General features: G+C 73.5%; 14 protein-coding genes and 2 pseudogenes. 4 read left to right on the forward strand and 12 right to left on the reverse strand.

Annotation, left to right across the window (positions count from 1 at the left end):
- Positions 1 to 4 precede the first annotated feature (4 nt).
- Both ACH4DX_RS05620 and ACH4DX_RS05625 read right to left on the reverse strand, forming a co-directional pair.
- The gene (locus ACH4DX_RS05620; protein ID WP_398154077.1) at positions 5 to 616 is read right to left on the reverse strand and encodes a PQQ-binding-like beta-propeller repeat protein; all 612 of its coding nucleotides are present in this window, start codon (positions 614 to 616) and stop codon (positions 5 to 7) included.
- Positions 617 to 766: 150 nt separating this feature from the next.
- A complete protein-coding gene (locus ACH4DX_RS05625) occupies positions 767 to 1075 on the reverse strand; it encodes a hypothetical protein (protein WP_398154078.1) in 309 nt (102 codons plus the stop codon).
- 302 nt (positions 1076 to 1377) lie between these two features.
- On the opposite strand from ACH4DX_RS05625, the pseudogene ACH4DX_RS05630 reads away from it, so the two are divergent.
- A pseudogene (locus ACH4DX_RS05630) lies at positions 1378 to 1671 on the forward strand (TROVE domain-containing protein); the annotation flags it as partial.
- 60 nt (positions 1672 to 1731) lie between these two features.
- Here the strand turns inward: ACH4DX_RS05630 and ACH4DX_RS05635 are convergent.
- The 8 genes from ACH4DX_RS05635 to ACH4DX_RS05670 form a co-directional block, all read right to left on the reverse strand.
- On the reverse strand, positions 1732 to 2946 hold the full coding sequence (locus ACH4DX_RS05635; protein ID WP_398154188.1) for a TerD family protein: 1215 nt from the start codon (positions 2944 to 2946) through the stop codon (positions 1732 to 1734).
- 250 nt (positions 2947 to 3196) lie between these two features.
- A complete protein-coding gene (locus ACH4DX_RS05640; RefSeq protein WP_398154079.1) occupies positions 3197 to 4186 on the reverse strand; it encodes a zinc-dependent alcohol dehydrogenase family protein in 990 nt (329 codons plus the stop codon).
- Entirely contained in the window at positions 4183 to 5115 is a 933-nt protein-coding gene (locus ACH4DX_RS05645; RefSeq protein WP_398154080.1) for a carbohydrate ABC transporter permease, read from the reverse strand. Before ACH4DX_RS05645 ends, ACH4DX_RS05640 begins: the two co-directional genes overlap by 4 nt.
- On the reverse strand, positions 5112 to 6062 hold the full coding sequence (locus tag ACH4DX_RS05650) for a carbohydrate ABC transporter permease (RefSeq protein ID WP_398154081.1): 951 nt from the start codon (positions 6060 to 6062) through the stop codon (positions 5112 to 5114). Before ACH4DX_RS05650 ends, ACH4DX_RS05645 begins: the two co-directional genes overlap by 4 nt.
- A complete protein-coding gene (locus ACH4DX_RS05655; protein WP_398154082.1) occupies positions 6059 to 7429 on the reverse strand; it encodes an ABC transporter substrate-binding protein in 1371 nt (456 codons plus the stop codon). Before ACH4DX_RS05655 ends, ACH4DX_RS05650 begins: the two co-directional genes overlap by 4 nt.
- Before the next feature lie 142 nt (positions 7430 to 7571).
- Positions 7572 to 8333, reverse strand: coding sequence for a DeoR/GlpR family DNA-binding transcription regulator (locus ACH4DX_RS05660; protein WP_398122687.1), 762 nt, complete (start codon positions 8331 to 8333; stop codon positions 7572 to 7574).
- Positions 8334 to 8741: 408 nt separating this feature from the next.
- Positions 8742 to 9929 carry an alpha/beta hydrolase family protein gene (locus ACH4DX_RS05665; protein WP_398154083.1) on the reverse strand — a complete coding sequence of 396 codons (1188 nt, stop codon included), beginning with the start codon at positions 9927 to 9929 and terminating at the stop codon, positions 8742 to 8744.
- A gap of 100 nt (positions 9930 to 10029) precedes the next feature.
- Positions 10030 to 10839, reverse strand: a complete 810-nt coding sequence (locus ACH4DX_RS05670) for an NAD-dependent epimerase/dehydratase family protein (protein WP_398154084.1) — start codon at positions 10837 to 10839, stop codon at positions 10030 to 10032.
- Between the two features lie 244 nt (positions 10840 to 11083).
- Between ACH4DX_RS05670 and ACH4DX_RS05675 the strand changes: the two genes are divergently transcribed.
- From ACH4DX_RS05675 to ACH4DX_RS05685, 3 genes are all read left to right on the forward strand, one after another.
- A complete protein-coding gene (locus ACH4DX_RS05675; RefSeq protein WP_398154085.1) occupies positions 11084 to 12097 on the forward strand; it encodes a 5-dehydro-4-deoxyglucarate dehydratase in 1014 nt (337 codons plus the stop codon).
- Positions 12094 to 13260, forward strand: a complete 1167-nt coding sequence (locus tag ACH4DX_RS05680; protein ID WP_398154086.1) for a hypothetical protein — start codon at positions 12094 to 12096, stop codon at positions 13258 to 13260. Before ACH4DX_RS05675 ends, ACH4DX_RS05680 begins: the two co-directional genes overlap by 4 nt.
- A 322-nt stretch (positions 13261 to 13582) precedes the next feature.
- Positions 13583 to 14197 (forward strand): TIGR03086 family metal-binding protein, encoded by a 615-nt coding sequence (locus ACH4DX_RS05685; protein WP_398154087.1) that lies wholly within the window; start codon positions 13583 to 13585, stop codon positions 14195 to 14197.
- 366 nt (positions 14198 to 14563) lie between these two features.
- Here the strand turns inward: ACH4DX_RS05685 and ACH4DX_RS05690 are convergent.
- Together ACH4DX_RS05690 and ACH4DX_RS05695 are read right to left on the reverse strand one after the other, a co-directional pair.
- Positions 14564 to 14836: pseudogene (locus tag ACH4DX_RS05690) on the reverse strand (penicillin-binding transpeptidase domain-containing protein); the annotation flags it as partial.
- Positions 14837 to 14941: 105 nt separating this feature from the next.
- Entirely contained in the window at positions 14942 to 15613 is a 672-nt protein-coding gene (locus tag ACH4DX_RS05695; protein ID WP_398154088.1) for a response regulator, read from the reverse strand.

A 15613-nucleotide genomic window follows, 5' to 3' on the forward strand; every position in this document is an offset into this window, starting at 1 on the left:
GCCGTCACCGGGCGGGCGCGTTGACGGCGCGTACGGACCTGCCGCCGAGCAGCGCGTACCAGCCCCGGGTGTCGGCGGCGAGCGCGGTGACGGTGCCCTCCGCCCCCGGCAGGGACCAGCGGGCCCTGCGCTCCCCGTCCCGGGGGCCGATGGCGCGGACCTCGTCGCCCGCCGTGACGTAGACGAGGCCGCCGCCGACGGCGGGCGGGCGCCGGCCGGTCGCCTCGAACGACACCCGCCACAGCGGCTCGCGGCCGTCGCGCAGGTCGACGCCCTGGAGCGTGCGGGTGTCCGTCCAGTGCACCAGGACGCCGTCGGCGGTCACAGGACCCGGTACGCCGCCCGCCCGCCGCGGCCAGCTCGCGTCGAGCCCGGCGCAGGCGTGCGAGAACAGCTCCGCGCCGTCCCCGGGGTCGAAGCCGACGAGCCGGCCGCCGCCGAGCACCAGGCCGGTGCCCGCGGCGTACCCGAGTGCCGTGGTGCCCCGTCCCGCCGCCACGCCGAGACGGGTCCTGGCCGTCCTGCCGCCGTCACCGACGTCGATCAGATGCAGCTCGGACTCCTCGGTGAGCAGCGCGAACCGCGCCTCCCGTGCGCCGTCGCGCGGGAGCGTCACGGGGGCGGCCACCGCGCGGTCCGCGGCGCGCAGGTGCTCGTACGTCCACTGCGGGTCGCCCGTACGGGCGTCGAGGCAGGTCGCCCCGTCGTCGAGGGCCGCGGGCTCCGGCGCGAGCAGCAGCGAGGAGCCGGAGACGGCGGGCGGCAGTCAGGCGGGGACGTCCTCGCGGGTACGGGGGGACGTGCCGTCGGGCAGCGTGCGCAGGCGCAGTTCGGGGGCGTTCGACGAGCCGGTCGTGTGCAGCGTCACCAGGCGGCGGCCGGCGGCCGCGTACCACCGTGCGGTCGCCGACGGCCACGCGTCCCGCACCGGCCAGGGCTCGCCCGTCGGCACACCGACGACGTCCGGCAGGACGTCGGGCGCGACCAGGAGCCCGCCGGTCACGCCCCACAGCGCGGGCGGCTCCCGCGTCCCCGCGCTCCGGTGCCACCGCTTCGTGCCGTCGGACGCCCGCACGGCCCGGACCGCGCCGCCGAGCGTCGTGCCGCGCGCCGGACCGTGTACGAATACGGTGTCGCCGCTGAGCAGCAGCCCGTTCAGGCCGTTGCCGATGCCGTTGCCGCTGCCGTCGCCCAGTGCTTCGTCGAGAGTGAGCGTCCACCGGGTCGCCCCCGCCGTGCCCCTGCCCGCCCGCAGCGTCAGCGTGCCCTCGTCGGCGGTGTCCCCGGCACGTCCCGATGCCGTGCTGATGGCCCACCCCGCGAGGGCCGCGGCCGCGCCGCCGCCCGCGGTGAGTGCGGCACGCCGGGTGAGGGCGCGGCGACCTCGGCGGCACGGACACCACGGAGGCCGTGCGCAGGCACTACCGGAGCCACGACCGGGTCCTGATCGTCACCGACGAGCAGGTCGCGCACCACCACCGCGGCGGGCCCACCGAGCACGTACCGGCGCACGTCCCGGTCCACACCTGGAACCTGGCCGGTTGCCGCACGGGCCACGGCGCCTCCGGCACGGCGAACCGCCATGTGTCCGGCGGTCTCTCCGACGCGGCCTTCCGCATGGTGCAGCTGCTCGAGTCCGGCCGGTCGGCGGACTGGCCCCGGCTGCGGTGAACCGGCCCCCGGCGGCGGTGGTGGCGGACCGCCGTCGCCACCGCCGCCCGGGGCCGTGTGTCACAGCGCCTGCGCCGCGGGCTTCACCATGCCCCGCACCGTGCGGGACTTCACGAAGTCACCCATCGCCGTCATGTCCCACTCGCCGGTGAACTGGCGGACCAGCTTCGCCATCATCACGCCCGTCTGCGCCTCGGCGTTCGTCAGGTCGAAGCGGACCAGCTCCTCGCCCGTGGCGCCGTCGATCAGCCGGCAGTAGGCCTTCGCGACCTCGGTGAACTTCTGGCCGGAGAAGGAGTTCACCGTGAAGACCAGGCCCGTGACCTCCTGCGGCAGCGCGCCGAGGTCGACGACGATCACCTCGTCGTCACCGCCGCCCTCACCCGTCAGGTTGTCGCCCGAGTGCTTGACCGCGCCCTTGAGGATCTTCAGCTTGCCGAAGTAGCAGCTGTCGATGTGATTGCGCTGCGGGCCGTACGCGATGACCGACGCGTCCAGGTCGATGTCCTTGCCGCGGAACGCGGGCTCCCAGCCGAGGCCCATCTTGACCTGGGCGAGCAGCGGACGGCCGCCCTTGACCAGGGACACCGTCTGGTTCTTCTGGAGGCTGACGCGGCCCTTGTCGAGGTTGATCTTCCCGGCGCCCGGGGCCGGGGCGGAGGGCGCGGCGGCCGGGGCGGCGGGCGGCGGCGGCATCTGCACCGGCGCGCCGGTCGGGGGCGCCATCGGGGCCGCGGGAGCCGCGGGCTGCGGCGGTGCCGCGGGGGTGGGCGTCGGGGTCGGCTCCTCGACCGTCACGCCGAAGTCCGTCGCGATGCCCGCGAGGCCGTTGGCGTACCCCTGGCCGACGGCGCGGGCCTTCCACGCGCCGTTGCGCAGATAGATCTCGACGATGACCAGGGCGGTCTCCGTGCCGAGCCGCGGCGGGGTGAAGGTGGCGAGGACCGAGCCGTCGTCCGCGTTGCGGATCGTGGCCGTGGGCTCCACGCCCTGGAAGGACTGGCCCGCCGCGTCCGGACTCGCCGTCACGACGATCTTCTCGATGCCCGGGGGCACCGCGGCGGTGTCGACCGTGATCGCGTCGGGGGCGGAGCCGCCGCCCGAGCGGTGTGTCACGCCGGGGCCCGTGGGCTGGTTGTAGAAGATGAAGTCGTCGTCGGAGCGCACCTTGCCGTCGGCGGTGAGCAGCAGGCCCGATACGTCAAGGCGCACGGGGGCGGAGACGTCCACCGCCACGCGGGGTGCGGGCAGCGGGATGTTCGAGCCGGGGGTCATAGCTGTCATGCCGGGGTAACGAGCGGGCGGACTTTGCCGTTCCCTTACCCAGGGGTTTTTCTGGGCGGGGGGTGGGTGCCCTCGCGGGGGCGCCCCAGTCCCGCCCCTTCTCCGAAACTGGGGCTCCGCCCCAGACCCCGTCATCGGCCTGCGGCCTCGTCCTCAATCGCCGGACGGGCTCGAATGAGCCCGTCCGGCGATTGAGGACGAGGCGCGGAGCGCCGACGGAGCGGGACCCGGGGGCGGAGCCCTACGGCACCACCACGATCTTGCGGCCCTCTCCCGCCGCGAACCTGTCCAGGGCCTCGGGATACTGGGCCAGCGGCAGCCGGTCGCTGATGAAGACGTCCGGATCGAGAACCCCCGCGGCGAACAGCTCCGCGGCGCGTTCGTAGCTGTGCAGGACGGCCATGGAACCGGTGATGGTGATCTCCTGGTTGTAGATGCGGTAGGGGTCGATGGTGACGCGGGTGGCGTAGTCGGCGACGCCGAACTGGAGGAAGGTGCCGGCCTTGGCGACCCGGTCGAGCCCGTCCTGGATGGCGGCGGCGCTGCCGGTGGCGTCGATGACGACGTCCCAGCCCTGCGGCCGGTCGAGCTCGTCGGGGCTCGCACCGGACCCGCTGACGCCGAGCCGCCGCGCGGTGGCCAGCCGCTCGGCGTTGAGATCGACGACGTCGACGCTCGCGGCGCCGGTGCGCTTGGCGAGCTCCAGCATCATCAGGCCCATGGTCCCGGAGCCGTAGATCAGGACGTGGGCGCCGAGCCGGGTGCGCAGGACGTCGTAGCCGCGCACCGCGCAGGACAGCGGCTCGATGAGGGCGGCGTCCTGGGTGCGGATGTGCTCGGGAAGGCGTACGCAGTTGGCGACCGGCGCCACCGCGTACTGCGCGGCGCCGCCCGCCGTGGTCACGCCGATCGCGGCCCAGCGTTCGCACATGTTGTTGTGGCCGTCGCGGCAGTAGCGGCACTCGTAGCAGTACAGGGAGGGGTCGACGGCGACCTGGTCGCCGATCGACAGCTCGGTGACGGCCGTGCCCACGCCCACCACCTGGCCGGCGAACTCGTGTCCCGGCACCACCGGCAGCGTCGGCGCGAACTCGCCCCGCAGGATGTGCAGGTCGGTGCCGCAGATGCCGCACGCGGCGACCTCCACGACGACGTCGCGCGGTCCGGGCGTGGGGTCGGGCACCTCGCCGACCACGGCCTTGCCGACGGACTCGATGATGGCGGCTTTCACTTGACGGCTCCCAACGACAGGCCCTGGACCAGCTTGTCCTGGGCGGCGAACCCCGCGGCGAGCACCGGCAGGGAGATGATGAGCGACGCGGCGCAGACCTTGGCCAGGAACAGGCCCTGGCTGGTGATGAAGCCGGTCAGGAAGACGGGTGCCGTCTGGGCGACGACGCCCGTCAGGACCCGGGCGAGGAGCAGCTCGTTCCAGCTGAAGATGAAGCAGATCAGGGACGTCGCGGCGATGCCGGGGAGCGCGATGGGGGCGACCACGCGGGTGAGGACCGTCGGCAGCCGCGCGCCGTCGATCTGCGCGGCCTCGATGATCGCCACCGGCACCTCGGACAGGAACGACTGCATCATCCAGACGGCGATCGGCAGGTTCATCGACGTGTAGAGGATGACAAGGAGCCAGATGTTGTCCAGGAAGCCGGTGTTCTTGGCGAAGAGGTAGAGGGGCAGGAGGCCCGCGACGACCGGCAGCATCTTGGTGGAGAGGAAGAAGAAGAGGACGTCCGTCCACTTCCTCACCGGCCGGATCGACAGGGCGTACGCCGCCGGGAGGGCCAGGAGGAGGACGAGCAGCGTCGAGGCCGTCGACGCGACGAAGGAGTTGATGAGCGAGGGCCAGGGGCTCGCGCCGCCGCTCGCGCCGAAGAACTCCCGGTAGCCGTCCAGGGTGAGCGAAGCGGCGACCGAGGGCGGGTTCGTCGCGGCGTCCTGTTCGGAGTGGAAGGACGTCAGCGCCATCCAGGCGATGGGCAGGAAGAAGAGGACCCCGGCCAGCCAGGCGGCGAGCGTGAGCCCCGCGCCCCCGGCCCGTGTGCGCGGCCGTGCGCTCGGCACCTCGGGTCGGGCGCCGGAGCGGGGGCCGGGCCGGGTGCCGGACCGGGTGCCGCTGACGGGTACGTCGTCGCTCGTGCGGACGCCGCTCATGCGCGGGACACCTCCTCGCGGAAGAGGGACGACACCACGCGGAGCGCGAAGGTCGCGATGACGAGGGAGCCGATGACGACGAGGACACCGGCGGCGGACGCCAGGCCGTTCTCGTGGGCCTGGTAGAAGCTCTGGTAGACGGTGTAGGGCAGGTTCGCGGTGCCGAGGCCGCCCGAGGTGATGGTGAAGACGGCGTCGAAGTTCTGCACGATGTAGATCGAACCGAGCAGGGCGCCCAGTTCCAGATAGCGGCGCAGGTGCGGGAGCGTGAGGTGGCGGAAGACCTGCCAGTTGCTTGCGCCGTCCATGCGGGCCGCCTCGATCAGCTCGGTGTCACGGCTCTGTAGCCCGGCGAGCAGGATCAGCATCATGAAGGGCGTCCACTGCCAGATCAGGGACAGTTCGATGGCGATCAGCGGGGTGTTGGAGACCCAGTCGGGCTGACTCGCGCCGTCGCCGCCGACCCAGTGCAGGATGCCGTTGAACAGGCCGTACTCGGGGTTGTAGAGCACGTGCTTCCACAGCAGTGCCGCGGCCACCGGCACCAGGAGGAACGGCGCGATGAGCAGCGTGCGCACTACGCCGCGGCCGCGGAACCTCCGGTCGAGCAGGAGCGCGAGGCCGAGGCCGACGACGAGGCTCGCGAGGACGACGGTCGCGGTGAGCAGGATCGTCGTCCAGACGGACTTGCGCAGGTCGGCGTCGGTGAGGACCTCCTGGTAGTTGGCGAGTCCGGTGAAGGAGCGGGCGTCGGGGTAGAGGGCGTTCCAGTCGAAGAAGGAGATCACCAGCGTGGCCACGAACGGCAGCTGGGTCACGGCGACCATGAAGATCAGCGCGGGCAGCAAGGGGGCCCTCGTGGCCCAGGCGCGCAGCCGTCCCGAGGGGCGCGGCGGGGCCGTCCGCGCGGGTGCGCGGGTGTGCGGGGTGCTGGTCGTGGCGGTCATCGTCCCTCGTACTCCTCGGAGATCTTCTCGGCGAGCTGCTGGGACTTCTCCAGGGCCGCGTCGACGGACTGGCGTCCGGCGATGGCCGCGCTAATCTCCTGCGAGACCCGGGTGCCGAGGTCGGTGAACTCGGGGATGCCGACGAACTGGATGCCCGGTGCGGGCCGGGGCTGGAGGCCCGGGTCGCGGGGGCGGGCGTCGGCGATGGCGGCGCGCATGACGCTCTGGAACGCTCCCGCCTCCTCGCGGTAGCGCGGGTGCTCGTAGGTGGACGCGCGCTTGCCCGCGGGCACGTTGGACCAGCCGATCTTCTCGCCGACCAGTTGCTCGTACTTTTTGCCGGATGCCCAGGAGATGAACTCCCAGGCCTTGTCGGGGTTGTGCGAGGCCTTTTGCAGGCCCCACGCCCAGGTGTAGAGCCAGCCGGAGCTCTCGGTCCTGTCCACCGGTGCGGGTACGTAGCCGATCCTGCCCTTGACCGGTGACTTGGCGGCCTCCAGGGATCCCGCGGCGGCCGTGGCGTCGTACCACATGGCGGTCTTGCCCTGGGTGAGGTTGTTCAGGCACTCCGCGTACCCGGACTGGGCGGCACCGGACTCGCCGTGCTCGCGCACGAGGTCCACGTAGAAGCGGGTCGCCCGCGCGAACTCGGGGGAGTCGAGGCGGGCCTTCCAGTCCTTGTCGAACCAGGTGCCGCCGAAGGTGTTGACGACGGTCGTCAGCGGCGCCATCACCTCGCCCCAGCCGGGCAGTCCGCGCAGGCAGATGCCCTTCATGCCCTTCTCGGCGCCGTCGACCTTCGCGGCGAGGTCCGCGACCTGCCGCCAGGTCGGCTTCGCGGGCATGGTCAGGCCCTTCCTCGCGAAGACGTCCTTGCGGTACATCAGGAAGGACGACTCGCCGTAGAAGGGCTGCCCGTAGAGCTTGCCGTCCTCGCCGGTGAGGGACTGGCGCATCGGCGGCAGGATGTCGCCCTGGTCGAAGGCGCGGTCCTCGCGGGTGTAGGAGCCGAGTTCGTGCAGCCAGCCGTTCTTGGCGTAGATGGGGATCTCGTAGTTGCTCAGGGTCGCCACGTCGTACTGGCCCGCCTGGTTGGCGAAGTCCTGGCTGATCTTGTCGCGGACGTCGTTCTCGGGCAGCACGGTGAAGTTCACCTCGATACCGGTCCTCTTGGTGAAGTGGTCGGAGGTGAGCTTCTGCAACTCCACCATCTGCGGGTTGTTCACCATCAGTACGTTGATCGAGTCGCCGCCGGAACCGGTCCCGCCCGCCCCGGCCCAGCAGCCGGAGAGCAGCGGGGCGAGCAGCGTCCCTGCGGCGGTCACGACGAGCAGCCGCCGTGATCTCCGTCGGCTGTGGGTTCGCATGAATCGCTCCTGAACGAGGGGGGCAGGGGCCGTGCCCGCACGGCTGCGGGCAGGGGGTGCCGCACCGTCTGCCCCGCGGGGGCGTGGGCGGCGGTGGGCGGTGGAGACCGGGGGTGGGTGGAGGTAGGGGGCGGCGGGGCGGTCAGGTCCGGATGACCTGCGGCCCCTGCAAGGAGTAGCGGTGAGCCTCGGAGGCGGGCAGCTGGGTGCTGGTGACGATGCACTCCAGGTCGCTGACGTCCGCGAAGCGGCAGAAGCTGGCAGCGCCGAACTTGGTGTGCACGCCCGTGAACACGGTGCGCCGCGAGGCGCGCATGGCCTGCGCCTTCACCTCGCAGACCGCCGGGTCCGGGGTGGTGAGGCCGTGTTCGCGGGAGATGCCGTTGGCGCCGATGTACGCGAGGTCGATCACGAAGCCCGCGAGCATGCGGGTCGTCCAGTGGTCGACGGTGGCGAGCGTTCCGGGCCGCACCCGGCCGCCGAGCAGCAGCACGCTGACGTGGTCGGCCCCGGCGAGCGCGCCCGCCGTGGCGAGTGATGCCGTGACCACGGTCAGGGGGCGGTTCTTCGGCAGGGCCTCGGCGATGAGCTGCGGGGTGAAGCCCTCGTCGATGAAGACGGTCTCGGCGTCGCCGAGCTGCTCGGCCGCCGCGGCCGCGATGCGGCGCTTCTCGGGTACGTGCATCGTGGTGCGGAAGGCGAGCGTCGTCTCGAAGCCCGCGCTCTCCACCGGATAGGCGCCGCCGTGGGTGCGGCGGACCAGACCGTGGTCCTCCAGGGCGCGCAGATCGCGGCGTACGGTCTCCTTCGCGACGCCCAGTTCGGCCGCGAGCACCGTGACGTCGACGGAACCCGAGCGGCGGGCCGCGCGCACGATCTGCCGCTGGCGTTCCTCCGCCGTCATGGACGACACCCCTCTCCCCGGTCCCCCCGGTGCCTCCGAAGGACCGCACTTCCGCGTGCTGCCCGTTCGGGCCCTGTGCAGGAAGTTCTACAGCTCCGGGAAGAGGGTGGCCAGGCACGTCCTGAGCCCGATGGTGCCCGTATCCGCCCGTTTGCCGAGACGGCAGCCTGCGGGACGGGCCGGTCATGGGCCCGTCGGCGGGCTCACCGTGCCCGTTTGCTGCCCGCTTGGCGCTGGGGAGGGGTGGCGAACGGCCGGAAAGCGACGGTCGGGACCGAGGCGGCTCGACGCCCTTCCGCCTCGGTCCCGCTCCTCGGTCCCGCTCCTCGGTCCCGCGTCTCGGCCTTCCGCTTCGGCCTCCCGTCTTGGTCCCCCGCCTCGGTCCCGGCCGCCCGCGGCGGTCGTGGGTCAGGGCCGGTGGAACCCGACCTCGGGGTGTGCGGGCGTGGGCCCGTCGAGCAGCGGCTGCGCGGTGCCGCGCAGATGCCGGTCGAAGTACGCGGCGATGTAGGCGCGGGTGATCTGCGCGGCGCGCTGCCCCGAGATCGTCGCGCCGGGGTCGTCCACGCCCAGCTGGTCGAAGAGGACGGGCACGTCGGTGAACGTGAAGTGCCCCGACCCGGCGACCGTCAGCCACCGCTTCCAGCCCTCGAAGCGGGGCCAGGCGCTGCCCCAGGTGTAGGGGTCCTCGGGCTGGGCGGAGCGCTGGGTGCCGAGGAGCAGGAACGGGCGCCCGCCGAGGCCTTCGGGCATGACCTGGATGCCGCCGTCCATGTTCATGCCCGCCCGCACCCGCCGGTCGCTGTTCATGACGGCGACGGTGGCGGCGCCGCCGATGGAGTGCCCGCCCATGCCGATCCGCCGGGCGTCGATCAGGCCGGAGTGCCGCCAGGCCGCCCGGGGCCCCACGAGCCGGTCGAGAACGAACGACAGGTCCTTGGCCCGGACCTCGGCGATGACCTTCCCGCTCTCGGGCTCCTGGGTCTGCTCGCACGCGACGCACGTCAGTATCCGCCCGCCGGGGAAGGCGGTGCCCGCCGACTCGTAGGCGTGGTCGACCGTCGCGACGACGTAGCCCCGGCTCGCCAGGTCCTCGGCGAGGTGCGTCAGCGTGGAGCGGGGCGCGGTGAACCCGGGCGACAGGACCACCAGGGGGAAGCGCCCGCCGACGGGTTGTGCCCCGGTCCGGGCGTAGGCGCGGGTCGCGCTCACCGCGGCCGCGGACGCGTCGACCTGGAACGCCTCCAGGAGCAGCCGGGCCTCCTCGGTGGAGGTGTACGGGGCGGTGCGCCCGCTCGCCGCGCGCGCCGGGTAGTAGAGCGACAGCATCAGTTCCCGCGCGTTCGCCGTGGGCACCCACGGGTCCTTGCGGCTCTCGTCGACCAGGTGCAGGGAGTCGCGTCCGACCGCGAAGGGCCCGGTGGGGCGGGGCAGGGCGGTGCGGGACGCCGTCGTCCCGGTGGTGCTCGTGTCGGTCACGGCGGCGGGGGCCGGGGCGGTCTGCGCGACGGCCGTGGCCGGCAGCGGCACGGCGAGCGCCACGGCGATCGCGGCGGCAACGGCGAGCCCGCGCACGGCGGTTCGGGTTCGTGTCATGGCACCTCACGCTAGTCAGCGCCGCGACGCACCACGTCGGACCACGGGCTGACCCACCCCCGCCGTCAGGCGTACGGAACCGTCAACTCCAAGGACGAGGCTAATGCGGCCAAACCGGCGGATTCACGCAGAAGCGGCCGCCCAGGTGCGCGTGCTCGGGGTTGGCGGGGTCGAGTTCGCCGTGCTCCGCGACCAGCTTCTCGGCGAACCGCTCGGAGTCGTCCCGCGGTGCGTAGCCGAGCGCCCGGGCCGGTCCCAGGTCCCACCACAGCCGGGTGTTGGCCGACGAGCCGTAGACGACGGTGTGGCCGACGTCCGGCGCGGTGAGCGCCGCGTGGAAGAGGCGGGCCCCGTCGCCCGGCGACATCCACACCGACAGCATGCGCACGTCGGCGGGTTCGGGGAAGCAGGAGCCGATGCGCACGGACACCGTCTCCACGCCGTGCCTGTCCCAGTAGAGCTGCGCCAGGTCCTCGCCGAAGGACTTCGAGAGGCCGTAGAAGGTGTCCGGGCGGCGCGGGGTGTCGACGGGGATCAGCGGGTCGTCGCCCACCGGCCGGGGCGTGTAGCCGACCGCGTGGTTGGAGGAGGCGAAGACGACCCGGGGGACGCCTTCCTCGCGCACGGCTTCGTAGAGGTGGTGCAGGCCTTCGACGTTCGCCTTCAGGATCTTCTCGAAGGTGGACTCCAGGGAGATCCCGGCGAGGTGCAGGACCGCGTCGACGCCGCGCACCGCGTCGCGCAGGGCGGCCCGGTCGGCCAGGTCCACCGTGAGGGCGCCGGGCTCGCCGTCGACGGGGCGCAGGTCGAGCAGTCTCAGGTCGTAGCCGTAGGCGGGCAGCAGGCCCCGCATGAGGGTGCCGAGGCCACCGGCGGCGCCGGTCAGCAGGACAGTGCGGGGAGCGGGCATGCGGTGATCTCCTCGTACGCGTTCATATATGGAATTCGCATTCATGGACGAGCATGCAGGGACAAGCTAGGGAGCGCCGCCCGCTGGGGTCAAGTGGGGTGCGGAGTCGGCGGATCCGCTCCCGGGTCGCCCGTGCGCGCGCTTGACCGGCCAGGTGCGGCGCTCTAGCGTGGGCGCGTTCAGGGATATGGACGTAAATCAGAAACGTGACGTACATCAGAAGCGTGCACGCCAGGGAGAGCCCGTGACGTCAGCCCCTCTCGCCTCTCGGCTCCGCGTTCCCAGCGGGCCGCTGTTCTTCCCCGTCACCCCGTACGGGTCCGACGGCTCCGTGGACATCGAGACGTTCCGTACGCATGTGCGCGAGGGCGTGGCGGCGGGCGCCGCCGCGGTGTTCGCCTGCTGCGGCACCGGGGAGTTCCACGCGCTCACGCCCGAGGAGTTCCGGGCGCTGGTCCGGGCCGCCGTCGAGGAGACCGCGGGCCGCGTCCCGGTCGTCGCGGGGGCCGGGTACGGGACCGCCCTCGCCGTGCGGTACGCCGCGCTCGCCGAGGACGCGGGCGCCGACGGACTGCTCGCGATGCCGCCGTACCTGGTCGTCGCGGGCCAGGAGGGCCTGCTGCGGCACTACACGGAACTGGCGGCGGCCACCTCGCTCGACGTCATCGTCTACCAGCGCGACAACGCCGTGTTCACCCCCGGGACCGTCGTCGGGCTGGCGCGCGCGGACGGCGTCATCGGCTTCAAGGACGGCCTCGGCGACCTCGACCTGATGCAGCGCATCGTCAGCGCCGTGCGCGCCGAGGTCCCCGGCGACTTCCTCTACTTCAACGGCCTGCCCACCGCCGAGCTCACCGCACTCGCCTACCGCGGGATCGGAGTGAGCCTGTACTCATCGGCCGTCTTCTGCTTCGCCCCCGACCTCGCGCTCGCCTTCCACAAGGCGCTGAACTCCGGCGACGACGCGACCGCGGAACGCCTCATCGACGGCTTCTACCGGCCCTTCGCCGAACTGCGCAAGGAGGGCCGCGGCTACGCCGTCTCCCTCGTCAAGGCGGGCGTGCGCCTCGCGGGACTCGACGTGGGCGGGGTGCGCCCGCCCCTGCACGAGCCGTCGGACGACCACGTCGAGCGGCTCGCCGAACTCGTCGAGCGCGGCCGGGCCCTGCTGGGGCAGGGCGGCCGGGGGCCGCTGCCGGGCGGCGGCCGGGTGCTGTCGCGAAACGGCGGCCGGGCACCGCTGCGGGCGGGCGAGTGAAGGCGTCCGCGTTCCTCTACCCGTGGGACGTCACCGGTGACCCCGCGGCGCCCGCCCGCGTCGCGGACCTGGGGGTACGGCAGGTCACGCTCGCCGCCGCCTACCACTCCACCCGCGCCCTCACCCCCCGCCACCCCCGCCACCGCGTCGTCACCGCCGAGCACGCCGCCGTCCTGTACCCGCCGGGGGACCGCTGGCGCGGCCGCGCGCTGCGCCCACGCCCGGCCGGTGACTGGGCCCCGGGCGACGCCTTCGGGCAGGCAGCGGCCGCCCTCACCGCGGCCGGACTCGACGTGCACACCTGGGTCGTGCTCGCCCACGACTCCCGCCTCGGCGCCGAACACCCCACCACCTCCGTCGTGAACGCCTACGGCGACCGCTACCCCTGGGCGCCCTGCATCGCGCAGCCCGCGACCCGCGCCTACCTCGTCGACCTCGCGGCGGAGGCCGCCGTCCGGCCGGGCGCGGGCGGCACGGAACTGGAGTCGTGCGGCTGGTACGGCCTCGCGCACCTGCACGCCCACGACAAGATCGCGGGCGTCGGCCTCGGCGAGGCCGGGCAGTATCTGATGTCGCTGTGCTTCTGTCCCGACTGCGGCGCCGGGTACGCCCGCCGCGGCCACGACCCCGACGAACTCGCGGCCGCGGTGCGCCTCGCCCTGGAACCGGTGTGGCGGGGCGCGGCCACCGAGCCCGGCTGGAGGGGCGTGGAGAAGCTCGTCGGCGCTGGGCCCGCCGCCGCCACGCGGGCCTGGCGCGAGGCCTGCGCCCGCACCCTCCAAGAGGCCGCGGTCGCCGCCGTGCGCGCCGCGGCCCCCGCCGGCTTTCCGGTCCTGCTGCACGCCGACCCGGTGGCCCACCACTGCGGCGCCAACGCCGGCGTGGACCCCGAGCACGTCCTGTCCGTGGCCGACGGCGTGGTCGTACCCTGCACCGGCGGCCCCGGGGCGCTCGCGCCGTTCACCGCCCACGCCCGGGAGCACACCGTCCTGGCCGCCAACCTGACCGTCGTCACGGGCATGGGCGGATGCCCCGCGAAGCTGGCCGCCGACGCCCACGCCGCGGCCGGCGCCGGGGCCACCGAACTCCGGCTCTACCACGCGGGCCTCGCATCGGACGACGACCTCGCCCTGGTCCGGCGGGCGCTGTCGCGGATCGGCTGACGCGAGCTGCGTTCCGCGCTGACGCAAGCTGCGATCCGTACCCCGCCTGCGGGCGGCGTCCGCCCCGCAGTGCCGCAACCGGCGGAATCCCGGCGCGGTGTGCGCCCGCCGCCCGCGCGGCCCGACCGCCGGGCGGGCGCAATGTCCGACGCTCGTGGGCGTCGGCTTGATCGTCGGCATGCGTCCGATCCTCGAGCTGAGGCCCCCCGTCCCGGATCGGGCGGATGCCTCAGCTGCGACCGATGAGTTCGGGGCACGGGAGGAGTCGTCCAGGGCAGGGGCCCAACGCGCCCCGCGCCCCGCACGCCCCGAGGAGACCTAGATGTCGGACATCGCAGAGCACCCGGACGACCTGCCGGACTTCGGCCCGCAGACCCGACTGGTGGCGCGCCTCGCCGGGGCCCTCCCCGACGCCCTGCTCGAAGGCCCCACCCCCTGCCCGGACTACGCCGTACGCCATCTGCTCGGCCACATCGTCGCTCTCACCGCCGCCTTCGCCGACGCGGGCCGCAAGCGCCTAGGGCCGACGACGGACACGGACCCGTCGAGCACCCTGCCGGACGTCGGCCCCGACTGGCGCGAGCAGCTCCCGCGCGCGCTGGACGAACTCGCCGAGGTGTGGCGGGACCCGGCGGCGTGGACCGGCGCGACGAGAGCGGGCGGCGTCGACCTCACCGGCGACATCGCGGGCGTGGTCGCCCTGAACGAACTGGTCGTCCACGGCTGGGACCTGGCCCGATCCACGGGCCAGGAGTACGCCCCCGACGCGGCGAGCCTGGCCGTCTCCCACGCACTGGTCTCCGCCACGGCGACGGAACCCCCGAACGAGAGGGGCACGCTCTTCGGCCCCCCGGTACCGGTCCGCGAAGAGGCACCGCTACTGGAGCGGTTGGTGGCGCTGAGCGGCCGCGACCCGTCATGGCGCCCGCGCCCGTGAGGAGACGGCGGACGGCCGCCGTAGGACGGAGGGCGGCACAGGACGCCAGAAGCCCACGACGGGCTGGAAACGGGCGGGCGGGTGGGAGAGTCTTTCCGCCGCGGTAGCGGTGGCGAAACGGCGGGACGGCCGCCGACGGACGGAGGGCGGCACGGGGCGCCAGAAGCCCACGACGGGCTGGAAACGGGCGGGCGGGTGGGAGAGTCTTTCCGCCGCGGTAGCGGTGGCGGGACGGCGGGACGGCCGCCGACGGAGGGAGGGTGACACGGGGCGCCAGAAGCCCATGGCGGACTGGAAACGGGCGGGCGGGAGGGGGAACCCGGCGCGGTAGCGCCGGGCCCCGCAGAGCTAGCGCAGCCCCGCCCCCTCGGCGGTGGCGGCACCCACCACCCGCCGGGAGCCCGAGCCGTCGACGTCGCGCAGCACGTTCCCGTCCGCGTCGGTGACCCGGGAGACCATGTGCGGCGCGGCCAGCTCCCCGCCGTTGGCGATGGCGGCGGACACCATGGCCATCTGTAGCGGCGTCGCCGTCACGTCGAACTGGCCGATGCCGGTCAGCGCGGTCTGCGCCTTGTCCATGCCCGAGGGGTAGCCGCTGGTCGAGGCCCGCACGGGCACGTCGAACATGTCGGCGTTGAAGGAGCAGCACGAAACCGAGGCATGTCTGATCGTCTTGTTCATCCCACGGGAGGACGAGCACCCCCCGGCGTTCCGTTCCCCTCTTGCACCGAAGTGTCCGCTTCCTCAGGAACTCCTCATGAACCCGGCCTCGTACGCGGCGATCACGGCCTGCGTGCGGTCCCGCGCCCCCGTCTTCGCGAGGACCGCGGCGACATGCGTCTTCACCGTGGCGGGACCGACCTTCATCCGCCGGGCGATCTCCGCGTTGGTGAGCCCCGCCGCCATCTGCCGCAGCACCTCGCTCTCACGTCCGGTGAGCCGCGCCACCCAGGGAGCCGTCGCGGCCTCGGCGCGCGCGTACTCGGCGGCGAGCGCACGCACCGCGGCGGGGAACAGGAGCGAGTCACTGCGCGCGACGAGCCGCACCGCCTGCACGAGCGCCTCGGCCTCGGCCCGCTTAAGCAGGAAGCCCGAGGCGCCGGCCCGCAGCGCCTCGTACACGTACGCGTCGTTCTCGAAGGTGGTGACGACGACGACGCGCGGCGGGTCGTCCATGCCCCGCAGGATCTGCTCGGTGGCGCGGATGCCGTCGATCTCCGGCATGCGGACGTCCATGAGCACCACGTCGGGGCGCAACTCACGCACGACGGACACGGCCTCCGCGCCGGTCGCCGCCTCGCCGACGATCTCCAGGTCGGGTTCGGCGGCGAGGATGGCGCGCAGCGCGGTGCGCACCATGCGCTCGTCGTCGGCGAGCACGATGCGCAGCGGGGCGGGGGATGCGGCGCCGGTCAT

This window comes from Streptomyces sp. NPDC017940 (genome assembly GCF_044328435.1).
Taxonomy (GTDB): domain Bacteria; phylum Actinomycetota; class Actinomycetes; order Streptomycetales; family Streptomycetaceae; genus Streptomyces.

Bases quoted from the DNA above. Each gene is read 5' to 3' on its own strand.
- ACH4DX_RS05695 (WP_398154088.1), bottom strand. From the start codon at position 15,613: ATGACCGGCGCCGCATCCCCCGCCCCGCTGCGCATCGTGCTCGCCGAC.
- ACH4DX_RS05645 (WP_398154080.1), bottom strand. From the start codon at position 5,115: ATGAGCGGCGTCCGCACGAGCGACGACGTACCCGTCAGCGGCACCCGG.
- ACH4DX_RS05655 (WP_398154082.1), bottom strand. From the start codon at position 7,429: ATGCGAACCCACAGCCGACGGAGATCACGGCGGCTGCTCGTCGTGACC.
- ACH4DX_RS05685 (WP_398154087.1), top strand. From the start codon at position 13,583: ATGTCGGACATCGCAGAGCACCCGGACGACCTGCCGGACTTCGGCCCG.
- ACH4DX_RS05660 (WP_398122687.1), bottom strand. From the start codon at position 8,333: ATGACGGCGGAGGAACGCCAGCGGCAGATCGTGCGCGCGGCCCGCCGC.
- ACH4DX_RS05635 (WP_398154188.1), bottom strand. From the start codon at position 2,946: ATGACCCCCGGCTCGAACATCCCGCTGCCCGCACCCCGCGTGGCGGTG.
- ACH4DX_RS05665 (WP_398154083.1), bottom strand. From the start codon at position 9,929: ATGACACGAACCCGAACCGCCGTGCGCGGGCTCGCCGTTGCCGCCGCG.
- ACH4DX_RS05650 (WP_398154081.1), bottom strand. From the start codon at position 6,062: ATGACCGCCACGACCAGCACCCCGCACACCCGCGCACCCGCGCGGACG.
- ACH4DX_RS05670 (WP_398154084.1), bottom strand. From the start codon at position 10,839: ATGCCCGCTCCCCGCACTGTCCTGCTGACCGGCGCCGCCGGTGGCCTC.